A 25,812-nucleotide genomic window follows, 5' to 3' on the forward strand; every position below is an offset into this window, starting at 1 on the left:
AGCATGAAACATGAATAATCAAGCCATTCAATCGATTGTGGAGGAAGTTGTTTCACGGTTAACAGGAACATCTGCGCAACATTATTCGATCCCAATGGCTGTTTCTGCTCGGCATTGCCATTTAAGCCAAAGCGACCTGGAAGCCTTGTTTGGCAAGGGGTATGAGCTGACGAAAAAAGCTGACTTATCACAGCCAGGCCAATTTGCGGCAAATGAAACTATTACCATCGTGGGACCAAGAGGGAGCATTGAAAAAGTGCGCATTCTTGGTCCTGCGCGTAATATGACTCAAGTAGAAGTCAGCCAAACAGATTCAGTAAAACTTGGCGTGAAAACTCCATTAAGAGAATCTGGAGATATAAAAGGTTCCGCCCCTATCACGGTTGTTGGACCGAAGGGAAGCTTATATAAAACGGAAGGTTTAATCGTTGCCCAGGCTCATATTCATATGACTCCTAAGGATGCCGAGCAATTTGGCGTTGAAAATGGAGAATATGTAAAAGTAGAGACGGGCGGGGACAGACCTGTCACCCTTGGGAAGGTGTTAATTCGTGTTTCTCCCAGGTACAAGCTGGAAATGCATGTCGATACAGACGAAGCCAATGCAGGTTTTATCACCGGAAAGACAAAGGGGAAACTTGTTAAAAACGAGGGATTAACAGGATGAGAGATCGCGATATCATTGAACAAATCGTGAGAGAAGTGATCGAACAGCTTTCCGTTAAGGAAGAAACCTCAAAACCAACTCTCCTCGTTATCGGAGATACATCGTTCATTGAACCTAAACTATTATCGATGATGAATGAAAATTGGAATACAATCCGCGATGAGACACATGAAGATCTAGAATTAGCTAAGATCGATAAAGTTCTATTCTTGCATGCGACCCAGGATTTACTGGCAAAAGGTGCACTAGGTCTGTTCGACACACTCGAAAGTAAATTGCTTTCACGCTGTCTAGTCGAAGCCATTCCAGTATCAATTGTTCCAACCGTCTATTTACAGGATTATATATTAGAAGCTAATCACCCAAAAAATAGTGCCTATGTATCACAAATAATTGGATATAAGGATAGCTTATTAAAATTTGGTGTAAAGCTCGAAAGTTTTGAAAAAGCAATTTTTAAAAAGAATGATCCAGTTTCAGCAGCAAAAGGGAACTTCTCGACTGTTGTAAAAAAGAAGCTGTTAACCGAAAGAGATATTAAAGATGCACAAGAGGAACAAATAGTGGTCGATCGATCTACTATTATTACACCTTTAGCACATGACACAGCAAGGCAATTAGGGAAAATCATCAAGGTAATTGAGTCAAAAGGGGCGAATGCGTAATGGAAATGGGCACAGTGATTGGAAATGTATGGGCTACCAGGAAAGAGGATGATTTGCGGGGATTAAAATTTTTAATTGTTGAACCTGAAATGCCTGGCCGAACTCCTGCTGGAGCCCCGTTTGTTGCAGTCGATCGAATTGGTGCCGGTTTTGGTGACCAAGTGCTTGTCACCCGCGGAAGTGCCGCTTCAAATATGTCCAATGATTTTAAATTGCCTATTGATGCCCTCATAATCGGGATTATTGATTCCATTGATGTTGAAAAAAAAGAGGTGAACGACCGTGGCTAGAGCGTTAGGAATGATTGAAACAAGAGGATTAATCGGCTCCATCGAAGCTGCTGATGCAATGCTGAAATCAGCTTATGTAACATTAGTAAAGCAAGAAAAAATTGATGCTGCTCTCGTAACTGTGCTGGTACAAGGCGACGTCAGTGCCGTTCAAGCAGCTGTTGAAGCTGGCAAAGAGGCAGCAGCAAGAGTTGGCGAACTGGTTTCGGCCCACGTTATTCCGCATCCTGATGAATCTATCAAGGATATTTTATTTAAAGCGGAAGTGGTAAAGGAACCTGTCATCAAAAAAGCAGTTCCAGCCAAAGCGGAGACTCCGAAGGCGAACAAAGACAAAACCAAGCCTGAAGAAGAAAAATAAACTCCATATACATTTGAAGCCTAACCTATGGAACGGAGGAGAATAATGGCTTTTACCCGCAGAAAAATCGCTGTCATCGGGTCAGGATTTACCGGTGCAACGGCCGCTCTGATGATGGCCCAAAAAGAACTGGGAGATGTCGTACTAGTCGACATCCCTTCACAAACTAATCCGACAAAAGGGAAGGCCCTTGATATGCTTCAGGCAGGCCCTGTCCAAGGATTTAACGCAAAGATCAAGGGAACATCTAGTTATGAAGACATTCAAGATGCCGACCTAGTGCTGATCACTGCAGGCCTTCCTAGAAAACCTGGGATGAGCCGGGATGATCTGGTTGCAACAAATGAAAAAATCATGATCGATGTCTCAGAAAATATAAAAAAGTATGCACCAAACAGCTTTATCATTGTGCTGAGCAATCCAGTCGATGCCATGACCTACGTTTGCTACAAGACAACTGGCTTCCCGAAAAACCGTGTGATCGGGCAGTCAGGAGTTTTGGACACAGCTCGTTTTAACACGTTTGTTGCAGAGGAACTGAATGTGTCTATTGAGGATATTTCCGGTTTCGTATTAGGCGGCCATGGAGATGACATGGTTCCTTTAGTACGCTATTCTTATGCAGGCGGGATTCCACTCGAAAAGATCCTTCCAGCAGAAAAAATTCAAGAGATCGTCAACAGGACAAGAAAAGGCGGCGGTGAAATCGTGAACCTGCTTGGCCAGGGCAGTGCCTATTACGCGCCAGCTGCTTCCATGGTTGAAATGGCAGAAGCGATCTTAAAGGATAAGAAACGAATCCTGCCATCAATCGCTTACCTTGAAGGCGAATACGGCTATAATGACGTATATCTCGGTGTCCCAACCATTCTTGGCGGGAACGGAATCGAAAGTGTTATTGAAATTCCATTATCTGACGAAGAAAAAGCAGCTCTTGATCAATCGATCCAGTCGGTAAGGAACGTCATGACCATTTTACAGACAGCTAAAGCATAAAAAGTACGTATACTAATAGGAAAAAACTAAGGCAGCAGAGAGAATTTGCTGCCTTTTTTTCTATGGGAATTTGCAGCTTAGCTGAGATTAAAAGCCACCTTTAGAAAAAATAAGAGGTAGGATTGCTGCAAGATATAGAATCCTAGGTTAGGCTGCCACTGTGCACGGTTTTTAAAGGTGGAAATGGCCGATTTGGCTCTTTATCTATCATAAAATCAGTTTTATCGATCCATGATTTTAATTTATTGAAAAACCTGTGTCAGAGTGGTGAAATTGCCCATTATATGGAATGGGTAAACTGTTACTTCATGCTGATATCATTGCGGTTATCTTGTTTCTCGCTTACAGATGAATAAGTATAGAGGAAAATCGTTACAAAAAAGAGACACCGGAAACTTTTCCGATGTCGTCTTTAACTTATAACTTTTACTCTTCGTCCTCTAAATCTTCGATAAGTTTTTTCATTTCAGCAATCTCTTTTCGCTGAGCCTCAATAATTTCGTCAGCAAGCTTCTGGACTCGCGGATCTGAGAGGTTAGCACGTTCGCTTGTCAGGATGGCGATCGAATGGTGCGGAATCATCGCCTTCATCCACCCCTCATCCTCGATTAATGTTTGGCTTCGCACTAGGAAGAGAGAAACGGCAAACACAACCGCACTGCCAGCGAGGATGATCATATTCACCCGCTTTTTTGAATACATTTTCCACATAAACAGCATCATCACGATGGCCATTATAGATCCCATGATCAATGCCATGTAAACCCTCGTTTCACTATAAAAAACATGATCCAATTGAAATACATTTAAAAACATTAACCAATACATAATAAAAGTTGAAGTAGCAATCATTGCACCAAACTTAAGATATTTCCCCATAAACTTTCACTCCATATAAAGATTTTTAATAGCTATTTTGTATACTACCCTTTAGAAGCGACCGGTAAACGGGGAGAATCTTCGCTTGGATAGAACCCATTACTTCGGCTGGTACAGTTAATAAATGAAAAATCCTTCACAAAAGTGAAGGATTTCCAGTTCGTATTTTAGAAAGTTAACACCATACTGCACCGACAATGATAAGCAGGATAAATAATACGACGATTAACGAAAACCCAGAACCTGCTCCATATCCTGCAACAGGGGCAGCATAGCCGTATCCACAGCCATATCCAGTTCCGTATGCCATAAAATCCCTCCTAACATTTCATTGATTATCTGTGGTTATTTTAGTATCCGTAACCCACGTAAGATGCTCCTACAATTATCAATAGGATAAACAATACGACGATTAAGGCGAATCCACCGCCGTAACCTGCACCTGCAACTGCTCCACTCATTAACAACACCTCCTGCGTCATTTGTATTACTGTATGTAAGTTAGCCGCCTTTGGAAATAGATAAAGTCCCAAGTTTTAAATAATTGGGTTTCTGTACCAAGCTGGTAACTTTTTTAACCATTGAAGATTGTGCTGGCTGTTAATTGCAAGGCCTGCTGACAATGATGAAATGACCTATACGTTTGAATGTGCCTTAGAATAGGATAATTTAGATGTAAACAAAAGGGAGGGGTACAAAGATGTCTGATAAAAAGAAAAAAATCATTCATGTTGACAACTTAATCATTCATGCCAAAAAGGTTGAAATCATTGACGATTCTAGAGAAGATGCAAAAGTAGAGGTAAAAGAAGATCCTATTGCAAGGAGGGATCCGTGGGGATTCTTTTGGGGAAGACAGCAAAGGGATATCGAATATGAACAACCAGAAGCGATTGAAGATTCCGTTGACCATTAAGAAAAAATATGAGTAAGAATTGTAGGAATGACTTCTGTTCCACAGAGTCTTCCTAGATACATAATTAAGTTTATCCTGTAAAAGGTAACAGGGACAAACATATAATCAGTGGCCTCTATATCTGAATAATATATAACAAACCTAAATAAGGCAGGTGTTACAAGTATGTTCAACAGAAGACAAGGACAATTTCCACCGCCATTCCAGCCTGGACCCGGCCGCCGACCGTTCCCAGGGTCTCAAACTCCTAATAGACCAAATTTCCTTTCACAATTTTCCACACCAGATGGAATGCCAGATTTTAATAAAATAGCAGGAACAGCACAACAAATGAATAAAATTATTAGTCAGGTTAGCCCGCTCATTTCAACATTTTTTAAAAGGTAAAAACAAATGCATCATTGTACCTTAATTCGTGTGATGACTTTGCAGTAAATACTCCGAAGACCATACCTAGAAGAAATCCAATATTAATGTTGAGAAGCCTTGAGCGCAGGGCTTCTCTTTTAATTTTGGGACCTGAATCTTCTATAAAAATAAGACAGGCCAATTAAATGGTTTTCTATAGAATTGAATATTTATTTTTAAAAGTGTGAAATTGAAAATTCATTCTCATTCTTTTCAGCAAGCTTCCAAAAATGTAAAATCAGCTCTTTTCTTGTTGAAGAGGAACTGGACATGGTAAATTTGTCTATATAAATTAGAGTTTAGTAGATGATTATATAGTGCTTATTGTACAAATGAAAGGGGTTTGGGTTTGTTGTGGAGATAAAGAAAGTATCGATCGTCGGGTTGGGTGCTCTGGGGATTTTATTTGGGCATCATTTATCCAAGAAACTACCTAAAGCGGATTTAAGAATTATTGCCGATCAGGATCGGATTAAAAGATATCAAACTGAGGGTGTCTATTGTAATGGGGAGCACTGTGATTTTAATTATGTGACACCGGACGAGCTAGTTGAGCCGGCTGACTTAATTCTATTTACCGTAAAATATGATGGTTTAAAGGATGCCATTTCAGCTGTGAAAAATCATGTCGGGGAGCAGACCATTTTATTATCTGCTTTGAACGGAATTACCAGTGAAGCGATCATTGGGGAAGCCTATGGATTGAATAAGGTCCTTTATTGCGTGGCCCAGGGAATGGATGCTGTTAAGGTGGGGAACCAGCTTACATACGATAACATGGGGATGCTTAGTTTTGGGGAGCATGACCCTGAAATTCGGTCAGAAAAGGCAGAAAGAGTAGCAGCGTTCTTTGATAAGACAGAGGTTCCCTACGAGGTAGTTTCCGAAATGGTTAAAAGACAATGGGGAAAATTCATGCTCAATGTTGGAGTGAATCAAACGGTTGCTATATACGAAAGCAATTATGGAGAGATTCAGAAAGAAGGGCCAGCAAGAGAGACGATGATAGCGGCGATGCGGGAGGTCATTGTTTTATCTGAAAAAGAAGGAATTTATTTAACCGAAAAGGATATCGACTATTGGTTAACGATATTGGCGACATTAAGCCCCGAAGGAAAACCATCTATGGCTCAAGACTTTGACGCAAGGCGCCACAGTGAAGTGGAACTGTTTGCCGGTACAGTTTTAAAATTAGCCGATAAACACAGAATTTCCACACCTGTAAATCGAGACCTTTATGATAGGATAAAGCTGTTTGAAAGCAACTATGATAGTAAATAAATTTGATAGCACTTTGATGTGAGGTTAAGGTGGAAACCATGCACCGTAAATCCGGGACATTCTTTGAGTGTCCTTTTTCTTTTCAAAAGGAGGCTGGGTAAATGAAACGCGGAGTAGCAAGCAGGGCCATCCTGGCTGGAATTATTTCAGGCCTATTTTTAGGCTTGTTTTTAAAAGTGATTGAGAGAGTAACCGGGATAAAGGTCTATACATTATTGTTAAATGTCGACTATGTGCCTTTTCTAAACCAGATTAAATTGCATGAAACAATTGAATTTGGGCTTCATCTTATCATTTCGATTGTACTAAGCCTTTTAATAATGAAGTTTCTAGGGGGGAAACGATGGGGAAAGGGAACGAAATATTCTTTTATCATAGGCGCAAGTATTACAATTGGGCTGATTTTGTTTCCGACGACTGCTCTTTCGGCAAGGACTCCTGAACTGAGTAGTTTAGCGGCGTTAATTTACTGGTTAGTTGGTCATGGTTTATATGGCTGGCTGCTGGCCTGGGTGCTGAGAACAGAAGAATAGTAATGAGAATACACCAATCTTGGCATAATAGGTGGTGATAGACCGATATTAGGAGGCATGCCAAGTGAACCCAGATAAAAACCAACAGAACAGAAATATGAACCATAAGGATCAGGACCTGCAAAATAAGACAAATAACATCCGGGCTAAAGAAGCTGCTTCTCCTCAAGAGGATGGATTTCGTTATGATTATGATGATTCTTCAGACTTTGAGCAATAGACTATATTCCTGATATTGATTGCCCAGTCTTCAGCTCGGACGGTAGCTTGATAGTAAGTTGGCAGGAATTCTGCCAAAATAAAAATGACCTGGCAGTTTGAGGTCATTTTTATTTTTGAAGCTCAAGATTATTGCTTCAATACTTGAGTGATTGCGTTATTCGATCAAATGTATTACTTATTCAATCAAACATTTCAGCTATTCGATCAAACATTTTACTTATTCGATCAAACATTTCGGCTATTCGATCAAAGCAGTGTCCTAATTGTGAAATTGGCCTTTATAGTATGCCGAGTCAACCTCCACATCTACCTCTTTTTCTTCTTAGACTTATCTTCTTCCGCTTTGTTCTTAATAATTTTATTTATGGTAACTTGAACATGAAATTTTTTCTCGGCAACGTTCTGAACATCTGTGACTTTGCCTTTACGGCCTTTAATGGTTATATCTTCGCCTACAGATGGGACCCGATTGCGCAGCTGATTTAACAAAACATTCTTACCTTCTAAAAAATAAACAATAAACATTAGCCTCACCTTTTTCATATGATATATGTTACATGCTTATTTAAAAATATGAAGGGAGATTAAATTTAGACCTAATCACAGCTGCTTGCTTCACAAAAAAAGCTTGCTAGGGAAATTTCCTGGCAAGCTTTAGTATCCATGTTACCTGGCAGAAGCAAGATCAACGCTTACTGGCTGACTGTTTGTTTTTGACCTTTTTAACAGGTAGAGAGAATAAAGTAGAAAGGCCAAGTTGAGCAGGAAGAAGGCAGTTAACCACTTTAATGAATAATCGCCGCTATGAACGCCGTATTCTCCAGTAGCTGCGTACTCAACTGCATCCAATAAAAAGTGGAAGGCTATGGCTGGCAGTAAGCTTTTATTGGCTAATACCATTGCTGTTAGCGCCATGCCGGCACAAGATGCCCAGCCGAATTGGAAAAGAGCATAGGTAACATCCCCGCCGACAAAAATATTGCCAAGGTGAGCGGCTCCGAATAAAAGCGAGGGAACGATAATCGCTACGGCGGTTCCGAATGGTAAAATCGCTCGCAGCAAAATGCCTCTAAAAAGAATTTCTTCATTAACTGCAACACCAGCAGCGGCAATTAATAAAAACGGAATATGTGACCATGGAGAATTGAAGCCGAGAAGGTACACCAAGGTTAGCGGGATGACAAGTGTAGGAAGCCAAACGTACCATTCTTTAGCTGAAGCTGGCATGGTCAAGCCAATTTCTTTATCAATCTTTACCCATTTGACTGCTAAAATTGCACAAGCCGCATAGATGACCATGATTACCCAGCCCAAATCCTTCTGAATAGTAAGAGTTGGATCGAAAAGCTGAATCCCCGTTACTGCAAGCATTCCGATTATTCCTCTTCCGAACATGACGATTAGAAATAAAACCAAACTATGTCGATATAAAAAATTCTTCATTTGAATTTCTCCTTTGGTCGTTCAATTTGTATCTTCATTATCGTTTAGAAAAGGTCATATCTAAAAGTGAACTTCGTCATAAAGGGGTCATATGACTTTTGTGACTTCTCGGTTTCTAATAAAAAGGAAAAAAGAAAAGCGTGTGGAATATAGTAAAGATTACCTAATTAAGTAAGAAGGAGCTTTATATGCTACCGATTCAGAGTGAAACCCACTGGGTGTATAAAACAGCACAAATCACAAGAATTGGCTGGTTTGTCATCCACTTATTGATCTTGGTTATTTTTCTTTCCGCTTCCCCTTTTTTCTGGCTGCTGCTGCCATTGTTCTTTGCTGCCTTCCTCATACCTCAATGGTCTGGAATAAAGGCAGATAGCTTTGGTGTTAATCACTATCCCTTCTTGGAATTAACATTCAGCGGGCTATTTTTGATTGTTGGATGTTATTTTACAGGTGAGTATTCCTCTTTCTTGGCCTATCCTGCCCTTTGTGCCGGTATATACAGCAGGCCAGGGAAAGAAAGATGGTTCCTATGGTCAGGCTTTGCCGTTGCCCCTTTTTTAGCTGTGCTTGCTATTGGATTAAACCATATAGGGATGGGCGTTATTGATGGGCTTTTCTTTTTCGGCATAGGCCTAGCAGTGGCGAAAGTGCTGGAGGCTGAGAAGAAAACGCAAATTTTACTTGGGGAAAATCGTCGCCAGAATCAGCTGCTCGAGGAGTACGCCAAGCAAATTGAAAAGGTGACCTTGCTCGAGGAAAGGAACCGGCTTGCAAAAGACCTCCATGACACGGTTGGACATACGTTCACTTCTGTCATTATGGGGCTAGATGCAGCGTCATTCCTAATCGGAACGGCCCCTGAAAAAGCCCAGGAACAAGTTGACCGGTTAAGCGATGTGATGAGAAGATCCCTAGGGGAGCTTAGAACCCATATTCACCAAATTTCTCCGGTTGGAGAACAAGAAGAGCTATCCGCTCAGCTGAAAAAGGTCACGGATCAATTTGTCTTGCACACGAAAACGGAAATCCTGTTTGAACATGCCGGACCGCAAGAAATCAATATTTCTTCTCAGGGAAGCATTACGTTCGTTCGCTGTCTTCAGGAGGCGTTAACAAATGCAGTTCGCCATGGTCATGCCAACAAAATTGTGGTCATCCTCCAGGAAGAAGCGGTCTGTGTCAGTCTTACGATTAAGGATAATGGCATTGGGATGAGCAGCGTTAAATATGGATTTGGCCTAAACGGTATGAAGGAGCGGATGGAATCGCTCCAGGGTGGCTTGACTATTGAATCGAAGCCACAAGCAGGAACGGTTGTGACTTGTTTTTTACCTGTCATAGCAAGCAGGTTAAAGGGAGAGGCGGGATAAGATGATAAAAGTGCTGATTGTTGACGACCAGGAACTGATTCGGATGAGTTTATCGATCGTATTAGAAGGCGAAGAAGACTTTGAAGTCACCGGCGTCGCTGAACATGGGAAAATGGCAATAGAGTTAACCGAACAGTATGCTCCAGATGTAGTCCTGATGGATATCCATATGCCTCAAATGAATGGAGTAGAGGCAACTGCCCAAATTAAAAGCCAATTTCCAGAGGTAAAGGTGATCATTTTAACGACCTTTGAGGAAATAGGAACAGTTCGGGATGCCTTGGCTGCAGGAGCAGAGGGATACCTTTTAAAAGCAATCCATCCAAAAGACCTTGCAGCCGGGATCAGACTCGTGCATCATGGCGGAACCCTGATCACACAGGAAATCGCCAAGCAGCTGATTGCGCAGTGGCTTAACCCATCTGGACAGATAAAAGTAGAAAAGAATAAAACTAATTTCGGACTCACAGACAGAGAGATAGAGGTGCTAGAACACCTGTCAAAAGGAGCAACCAATCGGGAAATCGCCCGAAAACTCTTCCTAACCGAAGGAACAGTCAAAAACTACATCTCCAACATCTACTCCAAGCTAGAAGTCTCAGGAAGACATAAAGCCGTCTTCAAAGCAAAGGAAGAAGGGATTCTTTAGGTGACAGGCACGCCCCGCTTTTTATTGTTTCACACAAATGTTTCACAGAAGGATTTTGATAAGTTACCGGTGATCTTATTCGCGAGTTTAAGAAAGTAGCATGGCAGCCTGCTTCATGATGTCATCATGGGAAAGGGGATAACATAAAAAACTTAAATATTCAATATTTTCCTTAAAATCAAAATAATAGTATACTATTATAATAGAGAGTTCTAGGAGAACTTGGCTGCCTTTTAAGAGCCGCATACGAAGGGAATGATTTTATGGAAAATACAGTAGATAAAGTAAATGTTTTTAAACAAATTATGGGCCACTATCCGACAGGCATAACGATTGTCACAACGATGGATGAACAAGGTGCTCCAGCGGGACTTACAGTCAATTCATTCAGTTCAGTTTCGATCGACCCGCTTTTAGTCTTATGGTGTATCGACAAAAGAGTTTCTTCCTTTGATACGTTTATCAAAGCTGATCACTTCGCCGTCCATACCCTATCATCAGACCAAGCGGCTGCCTGCTGGGCCTTTGCAGGAAAAGAGCCGGATCGGTTTTCAACCGTTAACTGGAAGGAATCCGAACATGGCTTGCCAATTATCTCTGATTCATTAGGAACACTCCAATGTAAAACTGTCCAACAAATCGAAGCAGGAGATCATGTGATTTTACTTGGAGAAGTGATCGATTTAAATGTCCAGGAGAAAGAGCCGCTGCTTTATTTCAATAGAAATATCGGTAAGATCCCAGCCAACTGGCCGAATGAATAGAATTATTTTTATGACGATAACGCGATTAACAAAGTTTCCTGAGTGAAAGAAGAAACATTCATGACAAACCAATAAGTGAGGCCTTCCATGAATATATGGAAGGCTTTTTTCAATTATTAGTAATAGAATGAAAAGGATAAAAAATGATTAAATATGAGCCTAATGTCCTAGTATTCATTCACCACAACCAATTCAAAGGGGGTAAGATCCATTGCAGGTGAAACTTGAAGATATACTTGAAGGAATGGAGATGCAGTCTGAGGAAAGCCATTCGTACCTCAACCTAGAAACAGGAGAAATTTTGTATGTCTCACGCGAGGCACTATTGATTGCGGAAGATTGAGATGAGTATGATCATTTACCGGAATGACAGCAAGATGAAGTAATGATAGCCTATGACATTGTTGAAAGTTTTGACAAGTATGCTGTACTCCCTACCAGTTTTGATATTCACGAGTATGATATGATGGAAAAATTTTGCCTTATCCTTTCTGATCATAAAAAACAAGACCTATTACTTCAATCTATTAGGGGGGAAGGGGCATTCCGCCAATTTAGGGACAATGTCGTTCGCTTAGGAATCGTAGGCCAATGGTATGATTACCGTGATCATTGTTATAAGCAAATAGCCATTAAGTTTTGTAAAAGTAAAAGTATTGACTATACGGAGTAAGGCATAGGACACGTTTCCTGTGCTTCTCTTTATATTGGTTTCATAAGCCGAAGAGTCGCGCCCGTGTTAAACCTATAATATTCTTAACCAACCCAATGTAAAAAGTGGTAAAATTACATAAAAAAGGAAGTGGGCGAAGGGACGGTTTCACGCTTCTTGTTTGATAGGCAAGGAAGAAGGAGAACCGTCTCATGCTTCATCTTAACCTCAACTCTGCTCCAAAAAGGGGATAGGAAATTGGATAGAATAGTAGATGTTTTTACGGTAAAAGGGCGGTCGATTGAGTACTCTATAGTAGGGAAAGGTGATCCGGTATTGGTGCTGCACGGGGGCCATTCAAATTGTTATGAAGAGTTCGGATATGGTGCTTTGGTTGAGTATGGTTTTTCTGTCATTACACCTTCACGTCCGGGATACGGAGGAACCTCGAAGGAAGCAGGAGCCAGCCTGGAGACGGCGTGCGACGATTATGCGGCTTTGCTGCACCACTTAAACGTCAGGAAAGTGCAGGTTATTTCCGTGTCGGCCGGAGGTCCCAGTGGAATTTACCTGGCCGCTAGGCATCCAGAACTTGTTTCAAGCCTAATCCTTCAGTCCGCTGTTACGAAAGAGTGGCTAGTCCCGAATGATAAAGAGTATAAAGCAGCCAAAATTCTGTTTCGGCCCGGTGTTGAAAAGTACACCTGGAAAATGATTTCAAGGATGAACAACCTGTTTCCAGAGTTCATTTTTAAACAAATGTTTCCTTCGTTTAGCAGCCTGGCCTATAAGGAAGCAAAAGAGAGAATGGCTGAAGGAGATATCGAGGCAGTCAGGAAAATGAATAACCGCCAACGTTCAGGAGACGGATTTTTACTAGATTTAGAGCAAGTAAACGAAATAAATACCGAACATTTACAGGCAATCTCATGTCCAACCCTAATTCTGCATAGCAAGCATGACAGCTCCGTTCCTTTGCAGCATGCCTATCATGCCGATGAAAATATTGGAAACTCCCAGCTATGCTTGCTTGATTCGTGGGGACATTTAATATGGCTAGGAGAGAGTGCAAAAGAAACGGATGAAAAAGTTGTTGGGTTTTTGCGGTCTATAAATAAACTGGAATTAGTTAAATAAGGTGAAACTAAGAGCCTGCAGATAAAGCAGGCTTTTTTGTGCATCCAGAGTTGTTTCAATTGGGAAGGCAGCAAAGAACCGTACCCATGTTTCTGAAAGATACTCCTTAAAGGATGGGAAAAGTTGTATACTTAATGATAATAATAGAAGCGGTTTCTCTATGTTAGATTTTCCTTGAAAGGAAGCATGAGAACTGTCGCTATGCTTCAAAGGGGGGAATTATTGATGATCCCGGTCAAGATAGATTCCGGTTCAATCACAATAAAAACAGATAATCAAATGGATTCAATTGTGGAATGGTTTGACCAGCATAAGCAATCGTTTTATATACTGGGCTGGTCCTATCTTAGAAATCAGCAGCAAATGGAAGAGCTTTTTTACCGATCCATTATAAAAGTGCACAAGGAGTTGCATCGATTTAAGAGAGAAACCTCATTCGATCTGTGGGTTACATCCATTTTCATACATACCTGCCGGGAGCTTTCTGCTGATAAACGTTTACAAGCTTCAGAGGATAGCGAACAGCGTCAGGATTTATTCAAGGCACTTGACCTGTTGAATCAGCATGAGAGAGAAGCTGTAGTGCTTAGGTATATAAAAGGAATCTCTCAGGAGGAAACAGCACAGCTTCTCCAGGTTTCGGTCGAGAAGATCAAAGACTATTTGTTTAGCGGTATCCTTGAACTTAGAAAAGGAATGGGGTACGGGTCAGCCTTTAATGGCTGTAAGGAGTATCATAAAAATTATATTGATTACCTGGAAAGAACGCTGGATCGGCCGGAAAAGATTGATTTCGAGATCCATATTTACCATTGCCAGGACTGTCAGGAGGATTTGGGTACATTTCAGGATGTCATGTTAACCATGTTAAACCTTACTGAAAAAATAAATGAATTTCAAGTGCCAGGTGGTTTCCTGGGAAATGTTAGAGGACGGCTGGCAGAAGAGGAACATCAGAGACAACTGAAGAACAAGAAACGTCAAAGAAAGAGACTTGTTTTTGCAGCTGTTTTGGCATTGGTTATGGGCATCGGCTTTTTTACAGGAGCGTTTACAAATATCTACTATGCATGGACAGAAGAAGATCAGGAATTGCGAGCTTTTCTGCAGCAGGACCTGGGGGAAAGGCTGAACCTGGAAGCGGAAAGCAACGGGGTGAAGATTAAGATCAAGAGCGTTATTGCTGATGAGGTCCAGACGCTTGTTTTTTATGAAATAGAAGATACAGATGAAGATAACCAATATATGATGAATTATCAGGATGGAGTTTTTATCGAGAACGAACATGAAATCATGAACCATGCGAGCTATCCAAGGTACTATCCTCCTGATCTTGATTCTGATCTAAATAAGGAAAAAAAGAACGTGTATCTAGGAAAGATGAGTCTGTTGCCGCTCCAAAAAGAAAACGGGGCACTCAAACTCAAAATCAATAAGATTCAGAAATGGCTCCCCTATCCTTCTGATCCGGATGGTTTCAGGGCTTATCATGAAAACATGCAATTTGAGACAGGAGAATGGAACTTCGAGATTCCGGTGGAAAAACAGCCTTCCATCGAATATGCATTGGATAAAGAAATAGAAGTCGAAGGAATCCCAGTTCGATTTGAAAAATTAACCATCGCGCCCACAGCAACGATTCTGGAATTCGGTATAAATAATGAACAGCCAGGGAAGCGGATCGACGTAATTAATTTTGACAATCTTGAAGTGAACGATAAAAAACTGAAGCCTGATATGTATGGAAGTTCTTATATAAATTCGCACCAAGAAATGAATTGGGATACTTTACAAACACACTTTGATCCTCTTTTTGGAGAAAATCCGATAGAGATCAACGTTCAACTAGCATCGGCTCATCTAACGTTTGATGACCCAAAAACCATCGAACTGGATGCTTCCGAGGAATACCCTCAAACCTTTGAATATGCAGGCAGTACCATCTCCATCGATAAAGTTGAAGTTGGAAACCCCACCAAGGTTGTCATAAGCAATCATGAAATTGAGAATCGAGCTTATGAGTCGTTTCACTTTAATATTGAGGGTGAGGATGGTTATGAAAATATATCAATGCAAATGGATTCTGAAGGAGTGCTCGTTGATAGAAGCGGAAAAGAATATGATATGAATGAAATTCCTGTCCTGTATGAAGAACTCGAACAGCCCCGCCATTTCATTACCGTTCAAAGGATTGGGTTACAAGGCAATAATGTGATTCCTAAAAGGTTGGAGATTTATGGATATAATTCGATGAAGTATTTGGATGAAGTTGTGAAGATAGCGGTGGATTAATTCTGTAACTAACCATTTCAGTTGATTGAAAAAATTTCAGGGACAAAGGGACAGGTCGGTCAAATCAGTTCTATATTTGTAATCGTAAGCATGGAACTGTTCCCCATCTTTTCTTCATACATTGGGCTCAATCCTGTTAAAGGGGGAGGGGTTTTTGTGTATCTGTGAAACGATCTATGGAACAATATTTTTCGGGAGTCACAGTGACAATCAGTATAGGGGAGGTGAGAAAAGTTCGAAAAATCGTGATCTCTGATATTCATGGTTGTGCAGCGGAGCTTGACCAATTGTTAAAAAAGACAAAATCTCTACCAGAAGAAGTGATTTTTTTAGGAGACTATGTCGATTCTGGACCTGATAGTATTGAAGTATTAGATATGGTAAAAGACTTGTGTAGACAAGGTGCAACGGCTTTACTAGGCAATCATGACGATTTATTTTTACAATGGCTTGAAGAGAAGGAGAATATTCTTTACTATGGCGGCAGGAATGGAGGAGTGGCTACAATTAATAGTTGCCTACAAAGACTTGGGATTGAGCGGATTGAATTCTCTCAAATTCTGGAGGACGTAAGAAAAGAAAATCAAATAAGAAAGTTGATCAAAGATCGGTTCCATGCACAAATTTGCTTCATAAAATCACTCCCATTATTTAAAAAGGATTCAGAATTTATTTTTGTTCATGCTGGAATCAATCCGAAAAACGGGTTGGAAAAAACAACGAAATTAGAGTTTCTCCATCTTCGTGATGAATTTATTTATGAGTACAATAAACCTGAGACTATTATATTCGGCCACACCCCAACGAGAAAAATACATAATCAAGATAATGTTTATTTTGGTCCGAACCGAGTTATCGGTATTGATGGAGGATGTACCTTCGGAGGTCAACTAAACGCATTAATCATAGATAATGGTAAGTTCAGTACAACATCAGTAATAAAAAAATAAATATTATTAGCAGCTAGTGGTAAACGCTAGTTGCTGCAACAAACAGCATCCAGGTCAATCGAGTATAATCTGTTGTTCATCTTAAACTGTTCGCTTTCTATTAGGAAATGTTTACGCATACAACACAGTTAGAGTGTGGAAACAAATTGAATAAGATTCAGAAAAGTGGACGGAATTTTCCAATAAGCTTAAACAATGTTTGAGTGAATAAAGTATATAAAAATATGAAAAGGCATTTATAAGCATATAGTTGACCAATGCCTTTTTTGCCTCTTAAATAACCACGGTCAACCTTATTGCAAGTGATTGTAAAGCAGACAGTGGAGCTTGAATTAATTAAGTAAATATAGATACTTTATTAAGTTAAGGTTTATCTTATTTAGTCTAAACTACTTAAATTTGGATTAGTTGGTACGCCATATGCCGTGAAAGTTGCATATACGGTGTGAACAGGGGGAAAAGGGAGCGATAAATTCAAACCCTTATCTGTGTGAAGAAGGAAAATAAAATCATTCACAGTTGTAAACGCCTGGATTTTTTGATCCAAGCGTTTTTTTTTTGTAATTTTCAACAAAGTTATTTAACAGAGCCTAGATATAAAATACGCTTTTTTCTATCTTCTTCATTTGATAAAAATAGCCTTTTCTTTTCATTAAATCGTGGAATGTTCCATGTTCGATAATCGTTCCCTTATCCATAACTATGATTTGGGCCATCCGTTCTAACCCGGTTAGTTTGTGGCTGATAAGAACAATGGTGTTCCCTTTTGCTTGTGTAAATAACCTTTTCATAACTCGCTGTTCTGTAATGGGATCAACAGACGAGGTTGGTTCATCAAGTAACAAAAGGCTCCCCTTTTTAAGCATAGCTCTTGCAATGGCAAGCCTCTGTTTTTCACCACCTGAAAGGTTTCCCCCTTTTTCTAAAATTGTAGAGTCTAAGGATAGTTGGTCTAGTTTTACACATGAAAGTATTTCATTCATTTCCCTGTCGGAAATACTTTCACCTGCAAGCTTTAAGTTATCTCTAACCGTACCATAAAAAAAGTGATTGCTTTGGAGAACAGGGGAGATGTTTTTCCAAAGCTGATCTTCATCTAAATCAGCTAACGGCTGCCCCTGTATAGTAATTGTTCCACTAGAGGGTGGATAAAGCTTTAGTAATAGATTAAGCAATGTAGATTTTCCAGAACCACTTGGTCCAACTATCGCAGTTTTGGAACCGCTCGGTAATAGTAAAGAAACATTAGATAGAGTAGGGCGAGATTCTCCTGGAAAATAAAAATTGACGTTTTTACATTCAATTTCTGGTGCTTTCTGTAGCTCTACTAATCTGTTTTTGCTTTTAAGGTCTTGTTGGTTATTGGCTTCATCTATGATAGAAAACAGCCGAATTGCAGCATTTCTAGAATCTTCGAAATAACTCGGTGCCTCTGTCATTGGAGCTGCCGTCTCAAATACCGTTAAAGAGATGAGAACAAGCATTGCTAAATAAACTCCATCAAGCTCTTTTGTAGATACTAGGTAAGCCCCTAAAGCAAGCACAGACCAGGAAGTAACGAGAGAAAACCAGTGATTGATTGCAAAGTTTAATTGTTCCTGCTTTCCTCTATCTTCTTGTTCCCCAATGTAAACGTCTGAGGTTTGACTCAGTGCCTGTTCTTTAAAAGATAGCTTCTGATAAAGCTTTAAATCTAAAAAGCCATATAAAAATTCGGTTGTGTCAGTAGATAGCTGAGCGCGAAGCTGTCGTATATTTGATTGGATGCCCCGTTGTTTCATAGCAAAAATAAGGGGAATACAAAAGCCGGTTATGATTAATCCTGTTAACAGAATTAATGCTACAGGCAAGGAAAATATTGCTGTAAAAATTATCGTTGTAAGGAATACAACGAGCATTACAATTGGTGGATAATAAACGCGAAGAAAAAAATGCTGCAAGCTTTCTACATCACCAACAACCCTAGCTAACAAGTCACCACTGCGGAATCTTTGAAAAAGGGAAGGCGCAAGTGGTTCTAGTTTTGTAAAGAAATAGGTCCTTAAATTACTTAAGATTGTAAAAGTAGCCTTGTGTGAGTAATAGCGTTCCGCATACCGGCTAAAGGCACGAATTACTGTGAATAATTTTAACAGGGCTACAAAAATGGTAAGTATATAAAGCGGTGGAAACAGTGCTGCCTTCGAAACGAGATATCCACTGTCTGCAAACACGGCAACTGTGGATAGTCCAGCAAGTACTCCAAATAGTATCGAAATGTACATATCCTTCCGTTCGATTAACATCAACTTGATTACGAATTTTAATTCCCTCATCCAGCAACACCTCCTTGCTGTTCTTCTAACATCGTTAAATAATCCTTCGTATTTTCCAACAGCTCTTTATGAGTACCTTTCCCAACTAAAGTCCCTTTTTCAAGATACAAAATACAGTCTGCTTGTTTGATTGTATGTAATCGGTGTGCGACAGTAATGATTGTCGCTTCCTGGGCCAACTCTTTTATCGATTTTTGCAGAATGCTTTCTGTATAAAGATCTAATCCAACGGTAGGCTCATCAAACAATATAACCGAAGGCCTTTTTAAAAAGGCACGGGCAAGTGCAATTCGCTGTCTTTCCCCACCAGATAAACCTCTGCCACCTTCCCCAATTGAGGTACTAGTACCATCTTCTAATTGTTCTATAAGCTCTGTGAGCCCTGCTTTTTCTATTACATAGGTAAGCTCGTCTTGGGAGATATTTTTCCCAGGGCAGGCAATGATGATATTGTCTTTAATTGTGCCTGAAAAAATGTAAGGGTCCTGTGATATATATATGAGCTTGTCGAACCATTCTCCTTCATCATAGTTAAAAAGTGTCTGGTTATTAATTAAGACTTCTCCGGTTGAAGGCAGGTACATCCCAGCTATTAAGTGAAGTAAGCTTGTTTTGCCAGAACCACTTGGTCCAACAATGGCAATTTGGCTATAGGGCTCGAATGCTGCATTGATACCCTGTAAAGAGAAATGATCCTCACCATACGTAAAAGAAAGATTGTTCAGCCTGATGCTTGGAGGTCCAGCTGCTTGTGTCAACCGTTCGTTCCCCCATTTGATGATCTGATCAGATTCCTCCAGCTCTTCTACTATTTTTGTCGCAGCAGCAATACTTCCTTTACCTGCATGGAAGGCACTGCCGACATCCTTCAATGTTTTATAAAATTCAGGAGCAATTGTTAGGACAAAAAATGCTGCAAAAAAAGAGATGTTTTGAAAAATCACAAGACGAAGTCCAACCTCCAAAGCAATTAACGCGATTCCAAGCATCGAAATGAGCTCGAGTACGAGCGATGAAAGGAAGGCGAATTTAAGTACATCCATTGTTGCTGTACGATATTCAATGCTACTCTTTTTTATGGCGGCTGCTTCTTCACTCACTTTTCCGAAAAGCTTCAATGTGATTAACCCTTGCAAGCTATCAAGAAATTTTCCTGCAAGGGCAGTGAGTTTTTCTAATTGCTGGATGGCCTTTTTTTCCGTTTTTTTACCAATCATAATCATGAAAAATGGAATAAGGGGAGCAGTCACAAGCATAATGACGCCTGAAACCCAGTTTTGCCAAAATACTGCTGCTAATAGAATGAGTGATACAATTGAAGATAAGATCTTTTGTGGATAATATTTACTAAAGTAAGGTTCGATTTCGTCAACAACATCAGTAACAAGAGTTACACGTTTACCTGATTGCCCTTTTATAGATGTTTGAATAGGGTTATTGGTATACTGCGTAATCAATGATTTACGAAACTGTTTTTTTACTTTAGATGCTATCCCAATCCCGATTTTTCCATGAATATATGAAAAGAGCCCCCTTACTGCAAACACAGTTAGAAGAGCTGCTAATTGCGAAGTAACAGCTGAAAACGGCTTCCCTTCTAAAAAAATGAGCATGACGATAGACACAATCAATAAAGCTTGCGTTACCGTCATACCACCAATAACAAACGCAGTAAACGAAAGAGAATATGTGCCCTTTTTCTGTTTTTTGGCAATATCTTTTAGTTGCTTCACCTTTTGTCCTCCTAGTTACCGTACATCATCCACTTTTTTATCTGTAAGATACCGTTTATCTTTAAGAAAAAGGCGCCAAAACCAATAGAATAATGGCACAAGAATCGCCATACCGATTGCATATCCCCACAGGAGTGAGTAATACATTTTAATATTTGTAAACGCATCATATATTGTCAGTTTTGGATAGACAATATAGGGCATATGGCTCCAACCATATGCAAAGCTTGCTAAGCCTATTTGAACCACCATAGATAGTACAGCAACCCGAGGCTGCCCGACCCGTCCTTTCCTCGAAGGCCACCATAATGCACTATATCCAATGGAAAAAACAACGAGGCTTAATGCGAATAGGTGCCATTGTCTTACCATATTATCAACCATCCATATGGCTTCTGGAATGAGTGTCATGGTTGCAGCAACAGCCATACTAAGCATGATAGGACCTAGGATGATAGCATTTCTTCTATACACCTTATAGGTTTCCATTGATTTAGCTTCTCTAGCATAATCGCTAAGGAATAGAGAGGATAGAAACAATTCCGCAGATAAACCAAAGCCGATGTGTGCATAAAGTGTTGGGCTAGCAAGCAGTCTATCATAAAGAATATAATGACGGTCACCAACTACTTCGACAAACCCACCAATAATAATCGGAAGTATACTTAGCATTAGTACTGGGATTAATAAACCGGTAATTCCAGAGATGTAAGTAAATAGCTTCGTATATTTTTGTACCGAATAGGAATACACCATAAAAGCGCTTCTTATGATCAGTAAAATGAGCACAAAGCTTACTGGAACAATCATGATCGACCCTAAAGCAAAGGCGGCGTGCGGAAAAAAACCGACTAAAGCTACAACAAATAAAACTAAGAAAACATTCGTTACTTTCCAGGAAGGAGTTAAGTACAAGTTAGCTATGCTTGCTGCTGTCGTATCTTTTCGTCCGAAATAAAACATTGACCAAAAGCCGGCACCAAAATCTATCGCTCCACCCAATGCATACAAAAACAAAAACAACCAGATGATTATAATCGCAACATAGGCTTCCATTATAATTTCCCTCCTCTCTAAACCGATGTGGTTTAACTGTCAAATTCATTTATAAGTGGATTGCGGCGGAAATAGTAACGCATAACCAGTGCCGTTATTACTAATAAGAAAATATAAAGAGAAATAAATATGACAAAGAATGTTCCGAGGTTTGCTGATTTAGTTGCAGCTTCTGCAGTCCGTTGTATGCCATAAATTGTCCAAGGTTGTCTTCCAATGCAGGCAAAAATCCAGCCAGTTTCAATGCCGAGCATGGCAAGAGGCCCGCTTCCGATTAAAGGAATTAGCAGCCAATTCGGATATTCTCGTTTTTTAAAAACAATCCGATAAGCTAACGCTCCAAATGACAGTCCAATTAGTAAAGTCCCAATGCCTACCATGATGTTAAATAATGTATGAACAAATAGAGGCGGCCACTCGTCCCGTGGAAATTCATTTAGTCCAATCACCACCCCGTCACGAGAGCCGGTTGCCAGATAGCTGAGCATTCCTGGTATTTCAATACCGCCGACAACCCGATTTGCTTCTGGGTCAGGTGTACCAAAAATTGCTAGTGGAGCATTTGGCTGTGTTACAAATAGCCCTTCAGCCGCTGCTAACTTAACTGGTACGTTCTGATGTAACCCTACAGCAGATGTATGACCATTTGTTGCAGTCCAAAGGGATGTAATTGCTCCAAAAACAAGAGCAATCATTAGCCCTTTTTTATGATAAGTTTTTTCACTTTCTTTCAAATTAGGTTTTAATAATTGATAAGCTGCAACGGAAGCAACGACAAACGCAGTTGCCATATATGCGCTGCTTGCAACGTGCACAGCCGTATAACCAAAGGCTGGATTTAAGACCGCTTCCCACGGACGAACATCTGTAATTTCCCCATTCACAACATTAAATCCAGTTGGTGTATTCATCCATGACTGTACGTTGGTAATTAATACAGCAGATGCTGTAGCTCCAAGTGCGACGAAAAAGACACTGATGATCCTCATCAAAGAACTTAATCGACTAGCAGCATACACGTAAATCGAAAGGAATAAAGCCTCAATAAAGAATGCGAATATTTCTAACGTAAAAGGTAAAGCAATGACTTGTCCCACTACCTCAATAAAACCTGGCCATAATAATGCAAGCATTACAGCTACAATCGTGCCAGATGGAATTGCCACTCCAAGTAAAATAGCAACAGCTTTTGTCCATCTCTTTGCGAGGATTCCATAATCATTGTCTTTTCTAATGACTCTCATTATTTCAGCAATGAGAATCATTAGGGTAAGGCCAACTCCTAATGTCGCAAAAATAATATGGAATATCAGGGTAGACCCAAACAGCATTCTAGCAAGCAATACATTATCCATCGTTCTCTTCCTTTCAAACATAATTTACATGGTTATTCTTGTTCTAGATGGATATTATATACATTTATTTTTTGTGTGATCCTTAATTATTCTCTGTTAAACACTGTTGTTAGTTTTCGTTATAGGACACCCGCTTTTCGCGGGACGGGCGTTGAGCCTCCTCCGTAACCGGCTGAGGGGATGAAAAATGTATCTGATTCCTCTCAAGTGAAATCATTAGGTTTGGAAAATCCTAACCACTGGAATATAACTAATTACGTACAGATTGATTTATATCAAAAAAGGTTTTTAGAATTACTATCAAAATTAAAAGAAAACGGTGTGAGGTACGCTGATACTTTTCAACGAAAAAATTCTTCTCAGAAAAACGCTTTCCATTGGCAGGCTTAACGTCGACGTTTATAAACAGTAGAAGCTAGTTGATGGGTTGGATTTTAGCAGAAGATATTCAGGTGTACAGAGATTGTGAAGTTAAAATAAACCTTTCGGATATAACTCCCCGATTTGGTAATAATAAACTTTTGCAATCGGTTTGATAAAAACTACTTAAACATGGTATAAGTATAAAAGCAGCAGGGACATTCTGCTTTTACTATTGGGATAAGAGGTTGTCAAGGTATCCCATAATGAGAGGGTTTGAATTTTAATATGAAAGATAATTTTTGGCGTGATTTACCACGACCTTTTTTTATACTGGCACCAATGGAAGATGTGACGGATGTTGTTTTTCGTCATGTAGTGAGTGAAGCAGCCAGGCCTGATGTGTTTTTTACAGAGTTTACAAATACAGAGAGTTATTGTCACCCGGAGGGAATTAAAAGTGTACGTGGCCGTTTGACTTTTACAGAGGATGAACAGCCAATTGTCGCCCATATATGGGGTGATAAGCCTGAATACTTTCGGCAAATGAGCATTGGTATGGCGGAACTGGGCTTTAAGGGTGTGGATATCAATATGGGCTGTCCTGTACCTAATGTGACTCAGAATGGAAAGGGAAGTGGTCTTATCCGTCGTCCAGAAGTTGCAGCAGAATTAATACAAGCAGCAAAAGCAGGAGGATTGCCCGTAAGTGTTAAGACAAGGCTTGGTTTCTCGGAGGTAGACGAATGGCAGGACTGGCTCACACACATATTGAAACAAGATATTGCTAATCTTTCCATTCATCTGCGTACAAGGAAGGAAATGAGCAAAGTAGATGCTCATTGGGAGCTGATCCCAGAGATTAAGAAACTTCGTGACCAGGTGGCACCAGATACACTTTTGACGATCAATGGTGATATCCTTGACCGTCAAACTGGCTTGAAGCTCGCCCACCAATATGGTGTTGATGGGGTTATGATTGGGCGTGGTATTTTCAGTAATCCCTTTGCCTTTGAAAAAGAGCCGAAAGATCATAGCCCTATGGAACTGCTTGATCTCTTAAGATTGCATCTGGATCTCCATGATAAGTATTCAACATTAGGGCTGCGTTCGTTTAAGGCTCTTCATCGCTTTTTTAAGATATATGTCAAAGGATTTCGAGGGGCAAGTGAATTAAGAAATCAATTAATGAACACAGACTCAACAGATGAAGTGCGTGCATTGCTCGATAACTTTGAGTCAAAGAATCTTGATGGAATTGGAGAACAAATGAAGCAGTAAGATGTTGGCTAGCAATCAGGAAAATCTTGTTTTGTTAGTTTTGGTATAATCATCAACACCCTTGTTTAGTCAATTATAGTCTAAGCGAATAAAGGCAGTTGCAAGATTGAATTATAATAGTTTTTCGAAGCTCCTGTTAAGGGGCTTTTTTGTATCTGTGAAACAATTTATGAAAAAATATTTTTTGGGGAGTGACAGTGACAATAAATTTTGAATTACTATATTTATAAAATCCCGATCTAATTCTTAGGCGTAAAGTTCAACTTTACGTTTTTCTATATGGAATAATTGCATTTAATTGAAGGTTATCGTTTATACATTATTGAATTAAATATTTAACTTTAACAAACTTTATTAGGAGAAATTATATGAAATTACTTACATGGAATATTAGACAAGGTGGTTCAGCAAAGAGACTACCGAATATTACAAAGGCATTATTACAGAATTCGCCTGATATTATGGTAGTAACAGAGTTCTGGAAGGGTGAAAAGGGACATACTCTACAGTCTAACTTAAAAGACGCTGGATACATTTATCAAGTTACTTCACAGACTGAGTCTAAAGAAAATGGAATCTTGATAGTATCAAAAACTCCCTTGGAGAAAAAGGAGCCATTTACATTTAAAGTACCAGTAGAGAGATGGCTGGAAGTGAACGTCCCTGAATTTAATTTTGATATACTAGGAGTTCATATACCAACAAATAATAGCTCCTTACATGATAAAAAGTCATACTGGAATGAACTTAAACAATATGGTAGTGAAAATCTCAACTCTAGGTGTGTAATTATTGGAGATTATAATACAGGTTTAGAAGAAGATGCTGAGGGTGCTCCTTTACATTGCAGGAATGATATGAAAGAGTTATTAGATTTAGGGTGGGTGGATTGCTGGAGGTATACTCATGGAGCGTTTAAACAGTACTCATGGTTTAGTAATGTTGGAAATGGATTTAGGATAGACCATGCTTTTGTTTCACCTAGTTTAAAAGAAAATATCTTAGAGGCATACTTCTCCCATAAGGAACGAATAGAAACTGTATCTGATCACTCTATTTTAGTGACGGAACTATCATTATAGTTATTCATTACTGTTATCAGTGATTAATATTAAACAAATATCGAAGTAAAATTATAATGCGGTAAGTTACGGTTTTAAACATCCTAAAAGTTATTGGATCAATGGGGAGTGTATCACTCGTAAATCTTATTATAAGAGAAAAAATGTTGTTG

At 39.7% G+C, this 25,812-nt stretch carries 30 protein-coding genes; 21 read left to right on the plus strand and 9 right to left on the minus strand.

Features of this window, described 5'->3' with window-relative positions; all coding sequences use genetic code 11:
- Positions 1 to 10: 10 nt before the first annotated feature.
- Genes HRJ06_RS00630 through mdh form a run of 5 tightly spaced genes read left to right on the plus strand, consistent with a single transcriptional unit; the run spans position 11 to position 2,979 of the window.
- The gene (locus tag HRJ06_RS00630; RefSeq protein WP_174727168.1) at positions 11 to 667 is read left to right on the plus strand and encodes a phosphate propanoyltransferase; all 657 of its coding nucleotides are present in this window, start codon (positions 11 to 13) and stop codon (positions 665 to 667) included.
- Entirely contained in the window at positions 664 to 1,332 is a 669-nt protein-coding gene (locus HRJ06_RS00635; RefSeq protein ID WP_174727171.1) for a hypothetical protein, read from the plus strand. Before HRJ06_RS00630 ends, HRJ06_RS00635 begins: the two co-directional genes overlap by 4 nt.
- Positions 1,332 to 1,622, plus strand: coding sequence for a EutN/CcmL family microcompartment protein (locus tag HRJ06_RS00640; RefSeq protein WP_174727174.1), 291 nt, complete (start codon positions 1,332 to 1,334; stop codon positions 1,620 to 1,622). Before HRJ06_RS00635 ends, HRJ06_RS00640 begins: the two co-directional genes overlap by 1 nt.
- Complete coding sequence (locus tag HRJ06_RS00645; RefSeq protein ID WP_174727177.1) at positions 1,615 to 1,983, plus strand: BMC domain-containing protein; 369 nt, start codon at positions 1,615 to 1,617, stop codon at positions 1,981 to 1,983. Before HRJ06_RS00640 ends, HRJ06_RS00645 begins: the two co-directional genes overlap by 8 nt.
- A 45-nt stretch (positions 1,984 to 2,028) precedes the next feature.
- The gene (gene mdh, locus HRJ06_RS00650) at positions 2,029 to 2,979 is read left to right on the plus strand and encodes a malate dehydrogenase (protein ID WP_174727180.1); all 951 of its coding nucleotides are present in this window, start codon (positions 2,029 to 2,031) and stop codon (positions 2,977 to 2,979) included.
- 426 nt (positions 2,980 to 3,405) lie between these two features.
- On the opposite strand, the gene HRJ06_RS00655 is transcribed toward mdh, so the two are convergent.
- The 3 genes from HRJ06_RS00655 to HRJ06_RS00665 all read right to left on the minus strand — a co-directional run bounded on the left by HRJ06_RS00655 (position 3,406) and on the right by HRJ06_RS00665 (position 4,319).
- Positions 3,406 to 3,858: a DUF305 domain-containing protein gene (locus tag HRJ06_RS00655; RefSeq protein ID WP_174727183.1), complete on the minus strand. Its 453-nt coding sequence runs from the start codon at positions 3,856 to 3,858 to the stop codon at positions 3,406 to 3,408.
- A gap of 175 nt (positions 3,859 to 4,033) precedes the next feature.
- A complete protein-coding gene (locus tag HRJ06_RS00660) occupies positions 4,034 to 4,168 on the minus strand; it encodes a YjcZ family sporulation protein (RefSeq protein ID WP_174727186.1) in 135 nt (44 codons plus the stop codon).
- A gap of 40 nt (positions 4,169 to 4,208) precedes the next feature.
- Entirely contained in the window at positions 4,209 to 4,319 is a 111-nt protein-coding gene (locus tag HRJ06_RS00665) for a YjcZ family sporulation protein (RefSeq protein WP_174727189.1), read from the minus strand.
- A 239-nt stretch (positions 4,320 to 4,558) separates the two neighbouring features.
- On the opposite strand from HRJ06_RS00665, the gene HRJ06_RS00670 reads away from it, so the two are divergent.
- From HRJ06_RS00670 to HRJ06_RS00690, 5 genes are all read left to right on the plus strand, one after another.
- The gene (locus tag HRJ06_RS00670) at positions 4,559 to 4,774 is read left to right on the plus strand and encodes a hypothetical protein (protein ID WP_174727192.1); all 216 of its coding nucleotides are present in this window, start codon (positions 4,559 to 4,561) and stop codon (positions 4,772 to 4,774) included.
- A 165-nt stretch (positions 4,775 to 4,939) separates the two neighbouring features.
- The gene (locus tag HRJ06_RS23635; RefSeq protein WP_174727195.1) at positions 4,940 to 5,161 is read left to right on the plus strand and encodes a YppG family protein; all 222 of its coding nucleotides are present in this window, start codon (positions 4,940 to 4,942) and stop codon (positions 5,159 to 5,161) included.
- A gap of 375 nt (positions 5,162 to 5,536) precedes the next feature.
- On the plus strand, positions 5,537 to 6,463 hold the full coding sequence (locus HRJ06_RS00680) for a 2-dehydropantoate 2-reductase (RefSeq protein ID WP_174727198.1): 927 nt from the start codon (positions 5,537 to 5,539) through the stop codon (positions 6,461 to 6,463).
- 101 nt (positions 6,464 to 6,564) lie between these two features.
- Positions 6,565 to 6,996, plus strand: coding sequence for a hypothetical protein (locus HRJ06_RS00685; protein ID WP_174727201.1), 432 nt, complete (start codon positions 6,565 to 6,567; stop codon positions 6,994 to 6,996).
- A gap of 64 nt (positions 6,997 to 7,060) precedes the next feature.
- Positions 7,061 to 7,216 carry a hypothetical protein gene (locus HRJ06_RS00690; RefSeq protein ID WP_174727204.1) on the plus strand — a complete coding sequence of 52 codons (156 nt, stop codon included), beginning with the start codon at positions 7,061 to 7,063 and terminating at the stop codon, positions 7,214 to 7,216.
- A 308-nt stretch (positions 7,217 to 7,524) separates the two neighbouring features.
- Here HRJ06_RS00690 and HRJ06_RS00695 read toward each other — a convergent pair whose 3' ends face one another.
- Entirely contained in the window at positions 7,525 to 7,743 is a 219-nt protein-coding gene (locus HRJ06_RS00695) for a hypothetical protein (protein WP_174727207.1), read from the minus strand.
- Positions 7,744 to 7,884: 141 nt separating this feature from the next.
- Entirely contained in the window at positions 7,885 to 8,661 is a 777-nt protein-coding gene (locus HRJ06_RS00700; protein WP_174727209.1) for a CPBP family intramembrane glutamic endopeptidase, read from the minus strand.
- A 188-nt stretch (positions 8,662 to 8,849) separates the two neighbouring features.
- On the opposite strand from HRJ06_RS00700, the gene HRJ06_RS00705 reads away from it, so the two are divergent.
- From HRJ06_RS00705 to HRJ06_RS00735, 8 genes are all read left to right on the plus strand, one after another.
- A complete protein-coding gene (locus HRJ06_RS00705) occupies positions 8,850 to 10,034 on the plus strand; it encodes a sensor histidine kinase (RefSeq protein ID WP_174727212.1) in 1,185 nt (394 codons plus the stop codon).
- A 1-nt stretch (position 10,035) separates the two neighbouring features.
- A complete protein-coding gene (locus HRJ06_RS00710; RefSeq protein ID WP_174727215.1) occupies positions 10,036 to 10,683 on the plus strand; it encodes a response regulator transcription factor in 648 nt (215 codons plus the stop codon).
- A gap of 263 nt (positions 10,684 to 10,946) precedes the next feature.
- Positions 10,947 to 11,447 carry a flavin reductase family protein gene (locus tag HRJ06_RS00715; protein ID WP_174727218.1) on the plus strand — a complete coding sequence of 167 codons (501 nt, stop codon included), beginning with the start codon at positions 10,947 to 10,949 and terminating at the stop codon, positions 11,445 to 11,447.
- A gap of 211 nt (positions 11,448 to 11,658) precedes the next feature.
- A complete protein-coding gene (locus HRJ06_RS23410) occupies positions 11,659 to 11,790 on the plus strand; it encodes a hypothetical protein (protein WP_277874644.1) in 132 nt (43 codons plus the stop codon).
- Between the two features lie 42 nt (positions 11,791 to 11,832).
- Positions 11,833 to 12,120, plus strand: coding sequence for a hypothetical protein (locus tag HRJ06_RS23130; RefSeq protein WP_242035092.1), 288 nt, complete (start codon positions 11,833 to 11,835; stop codon positions 12,118 to 12,120).
- Between the two features lie 237 nt (positions 12,121 to 12,357).
- Entirely contained in the window at positions 12,358 to 13,236 is an 879-nt protein-coding gene (locus HRJ06_RS00725; RefSeq protein WP_174727221.1) for an alpha/beta fold hydrolase, read from the plus strand.
- A gap of 225 nt (positions 13,237 to 13,461) precedes the next feature.
- A complete protein-coding gene (locus HRJ06_RS00730; protein WP_242035093.1) occupies positions 13,462 to 15,528 on the plus strand; it encodes a sigma-70 family RNA polymerase sigma factor in 2,067 nt (688 codons plus the stop codon).
- Positions 15,529 to 15,692: 164 nt separating this feature from the next.
- Positions 15,693 to 16,478, plus strand: a complete 786-nt coding sequence (locus HRJ06_RS00735; RefSeq protein WP_174727227.1) for a metallophosphoesterase — start codon at positions 15,693 to 15,695, stop codon at positions 16,476 to 16,478.
- 590 nt (positions 16,479 to 17,068) lie between these two features.
- On the opposite strand, the gene cydC is transcribed toward HRJ06_RS00735, so the two are convergent.
- From cydC to HRJ06_RS00755, 4 genes are read right to left on the minus strand one after another with little or no spacing between them, the layout of a single operon-like run.
- Positions 17,069 to 18,793 (minus strand): thiol reductant ABC exporter subunit CydC, encoded by a 1,725-nt coding sequence (gene cydC, locus HRJ06_RS00740; protein ID WP_174727230.1) that lies wholly within the window; start codon positions 18,791 to 18,793, stop codon positions 17,069 to 17,071.
- On the minus strand, positions 18,790 to 20,526 hold the full coding sequence (cydD, locus tag HRJ06_RS00745) for a thiol reductant ABC exporter subunit CydD (RefSeq protein WP_174727233.1): 1,737 nt from the start codon (positions 20,524 to 20,526) through the stop codon (positions 18,790 to 18,792). The genes cydC and cydD overlap by 4 nt, the downstream gene beginning before the upstream one ends.
- Positions 20,527 to 20,541: 15 nt before the next feature.
- Positions 20,542 to 21,585 (minus strand): cytochrome d ubiquinol oxidase subunit II, encoded by a 1,044-nt coding sequence (locus tag HRJ06_RS00750; RefSeq protein WP_174728096.1) that lies wholly within the window; start codon positions 21,583 to 21,585, stop codon positions 20,542 to 20,544.
- A gap of 29 nt (positions 21,586 to 21,614) precedes the next feature.
- Positions 21,615 to 22,937, minus strand: coding sequence for a cytochrome ubiquinol oxidase subunit I (locus HRJ06_RS00755; RefSeq protein WP_174727236.1), 1,323 nt, complete (start codon positions 22,935 to 22,937; stop codon positions 21,615 to 21,617).
- Positions 22,938 to 23,117: 180 nt separating this feature from the next.
- On the opposite strand from HRJ06_RS00755, the gene HRJ06_RS00760 reads away from it, so the two are divergent.
- The 3 genes from HRJ06_RS00760 (at position 23,118) to HRJ06_RS00770 (ending at position 25,660) form a co-directional block, all read left to right on the plus strand.
- Positions 23,118 to 23,327, plus strand: a complete 210-nt coding sequence (locus HRJ06_RS00760; protein ID WP_174727239.1) for a hypothetical protein — start codon at positions 23,118 to 23,120, stop codon at positions 23,325 to 23,327.
- Positions 23,328 to 23,585: 258 nt separating this feature from the next.
- Positions 23,586 to 24,578 carry a tRNA dihydrouridine synthase gene (locus HRJ06_RS00765; RefSeq protein ID WP_174727242.1) on the plus strand — a complete coding sequence of 331 codons (993 nt, stop codon included), beginning with the start codon at positions 23,586 to 23,588 and terminating at the stop codon, positions 24,576 to 24,578.
- A gap of 368 nt (positions 24,579 to 24,946) precedes the next feature.
- Positions 24,947 to 25,660 carry an endonuclease/exonuclease/phosphatase family protein gene (locus HRJ06_RS00770; RefSeq protein ID WP_174727244.1) on the plus strand — a complete coding sequence of 238 codons (714 nt, stop codon included), beginning with the start codon at positions 24,947 to 24,949 and terminating at the stop codon, positions 25,658 to 25,660.
- Positions 25,661 to 25,812: the final 152 nt, after the last annotated feature.

The organism is Mesobacillus harenae (assembly GCF_013343715.1).
Classification (GTDB): Bacteria; Bacillota; Bacilli; order Bacillales; family Cytobacillaceae; genus Mesobacillus_A; species Mesobacillus_A harenae.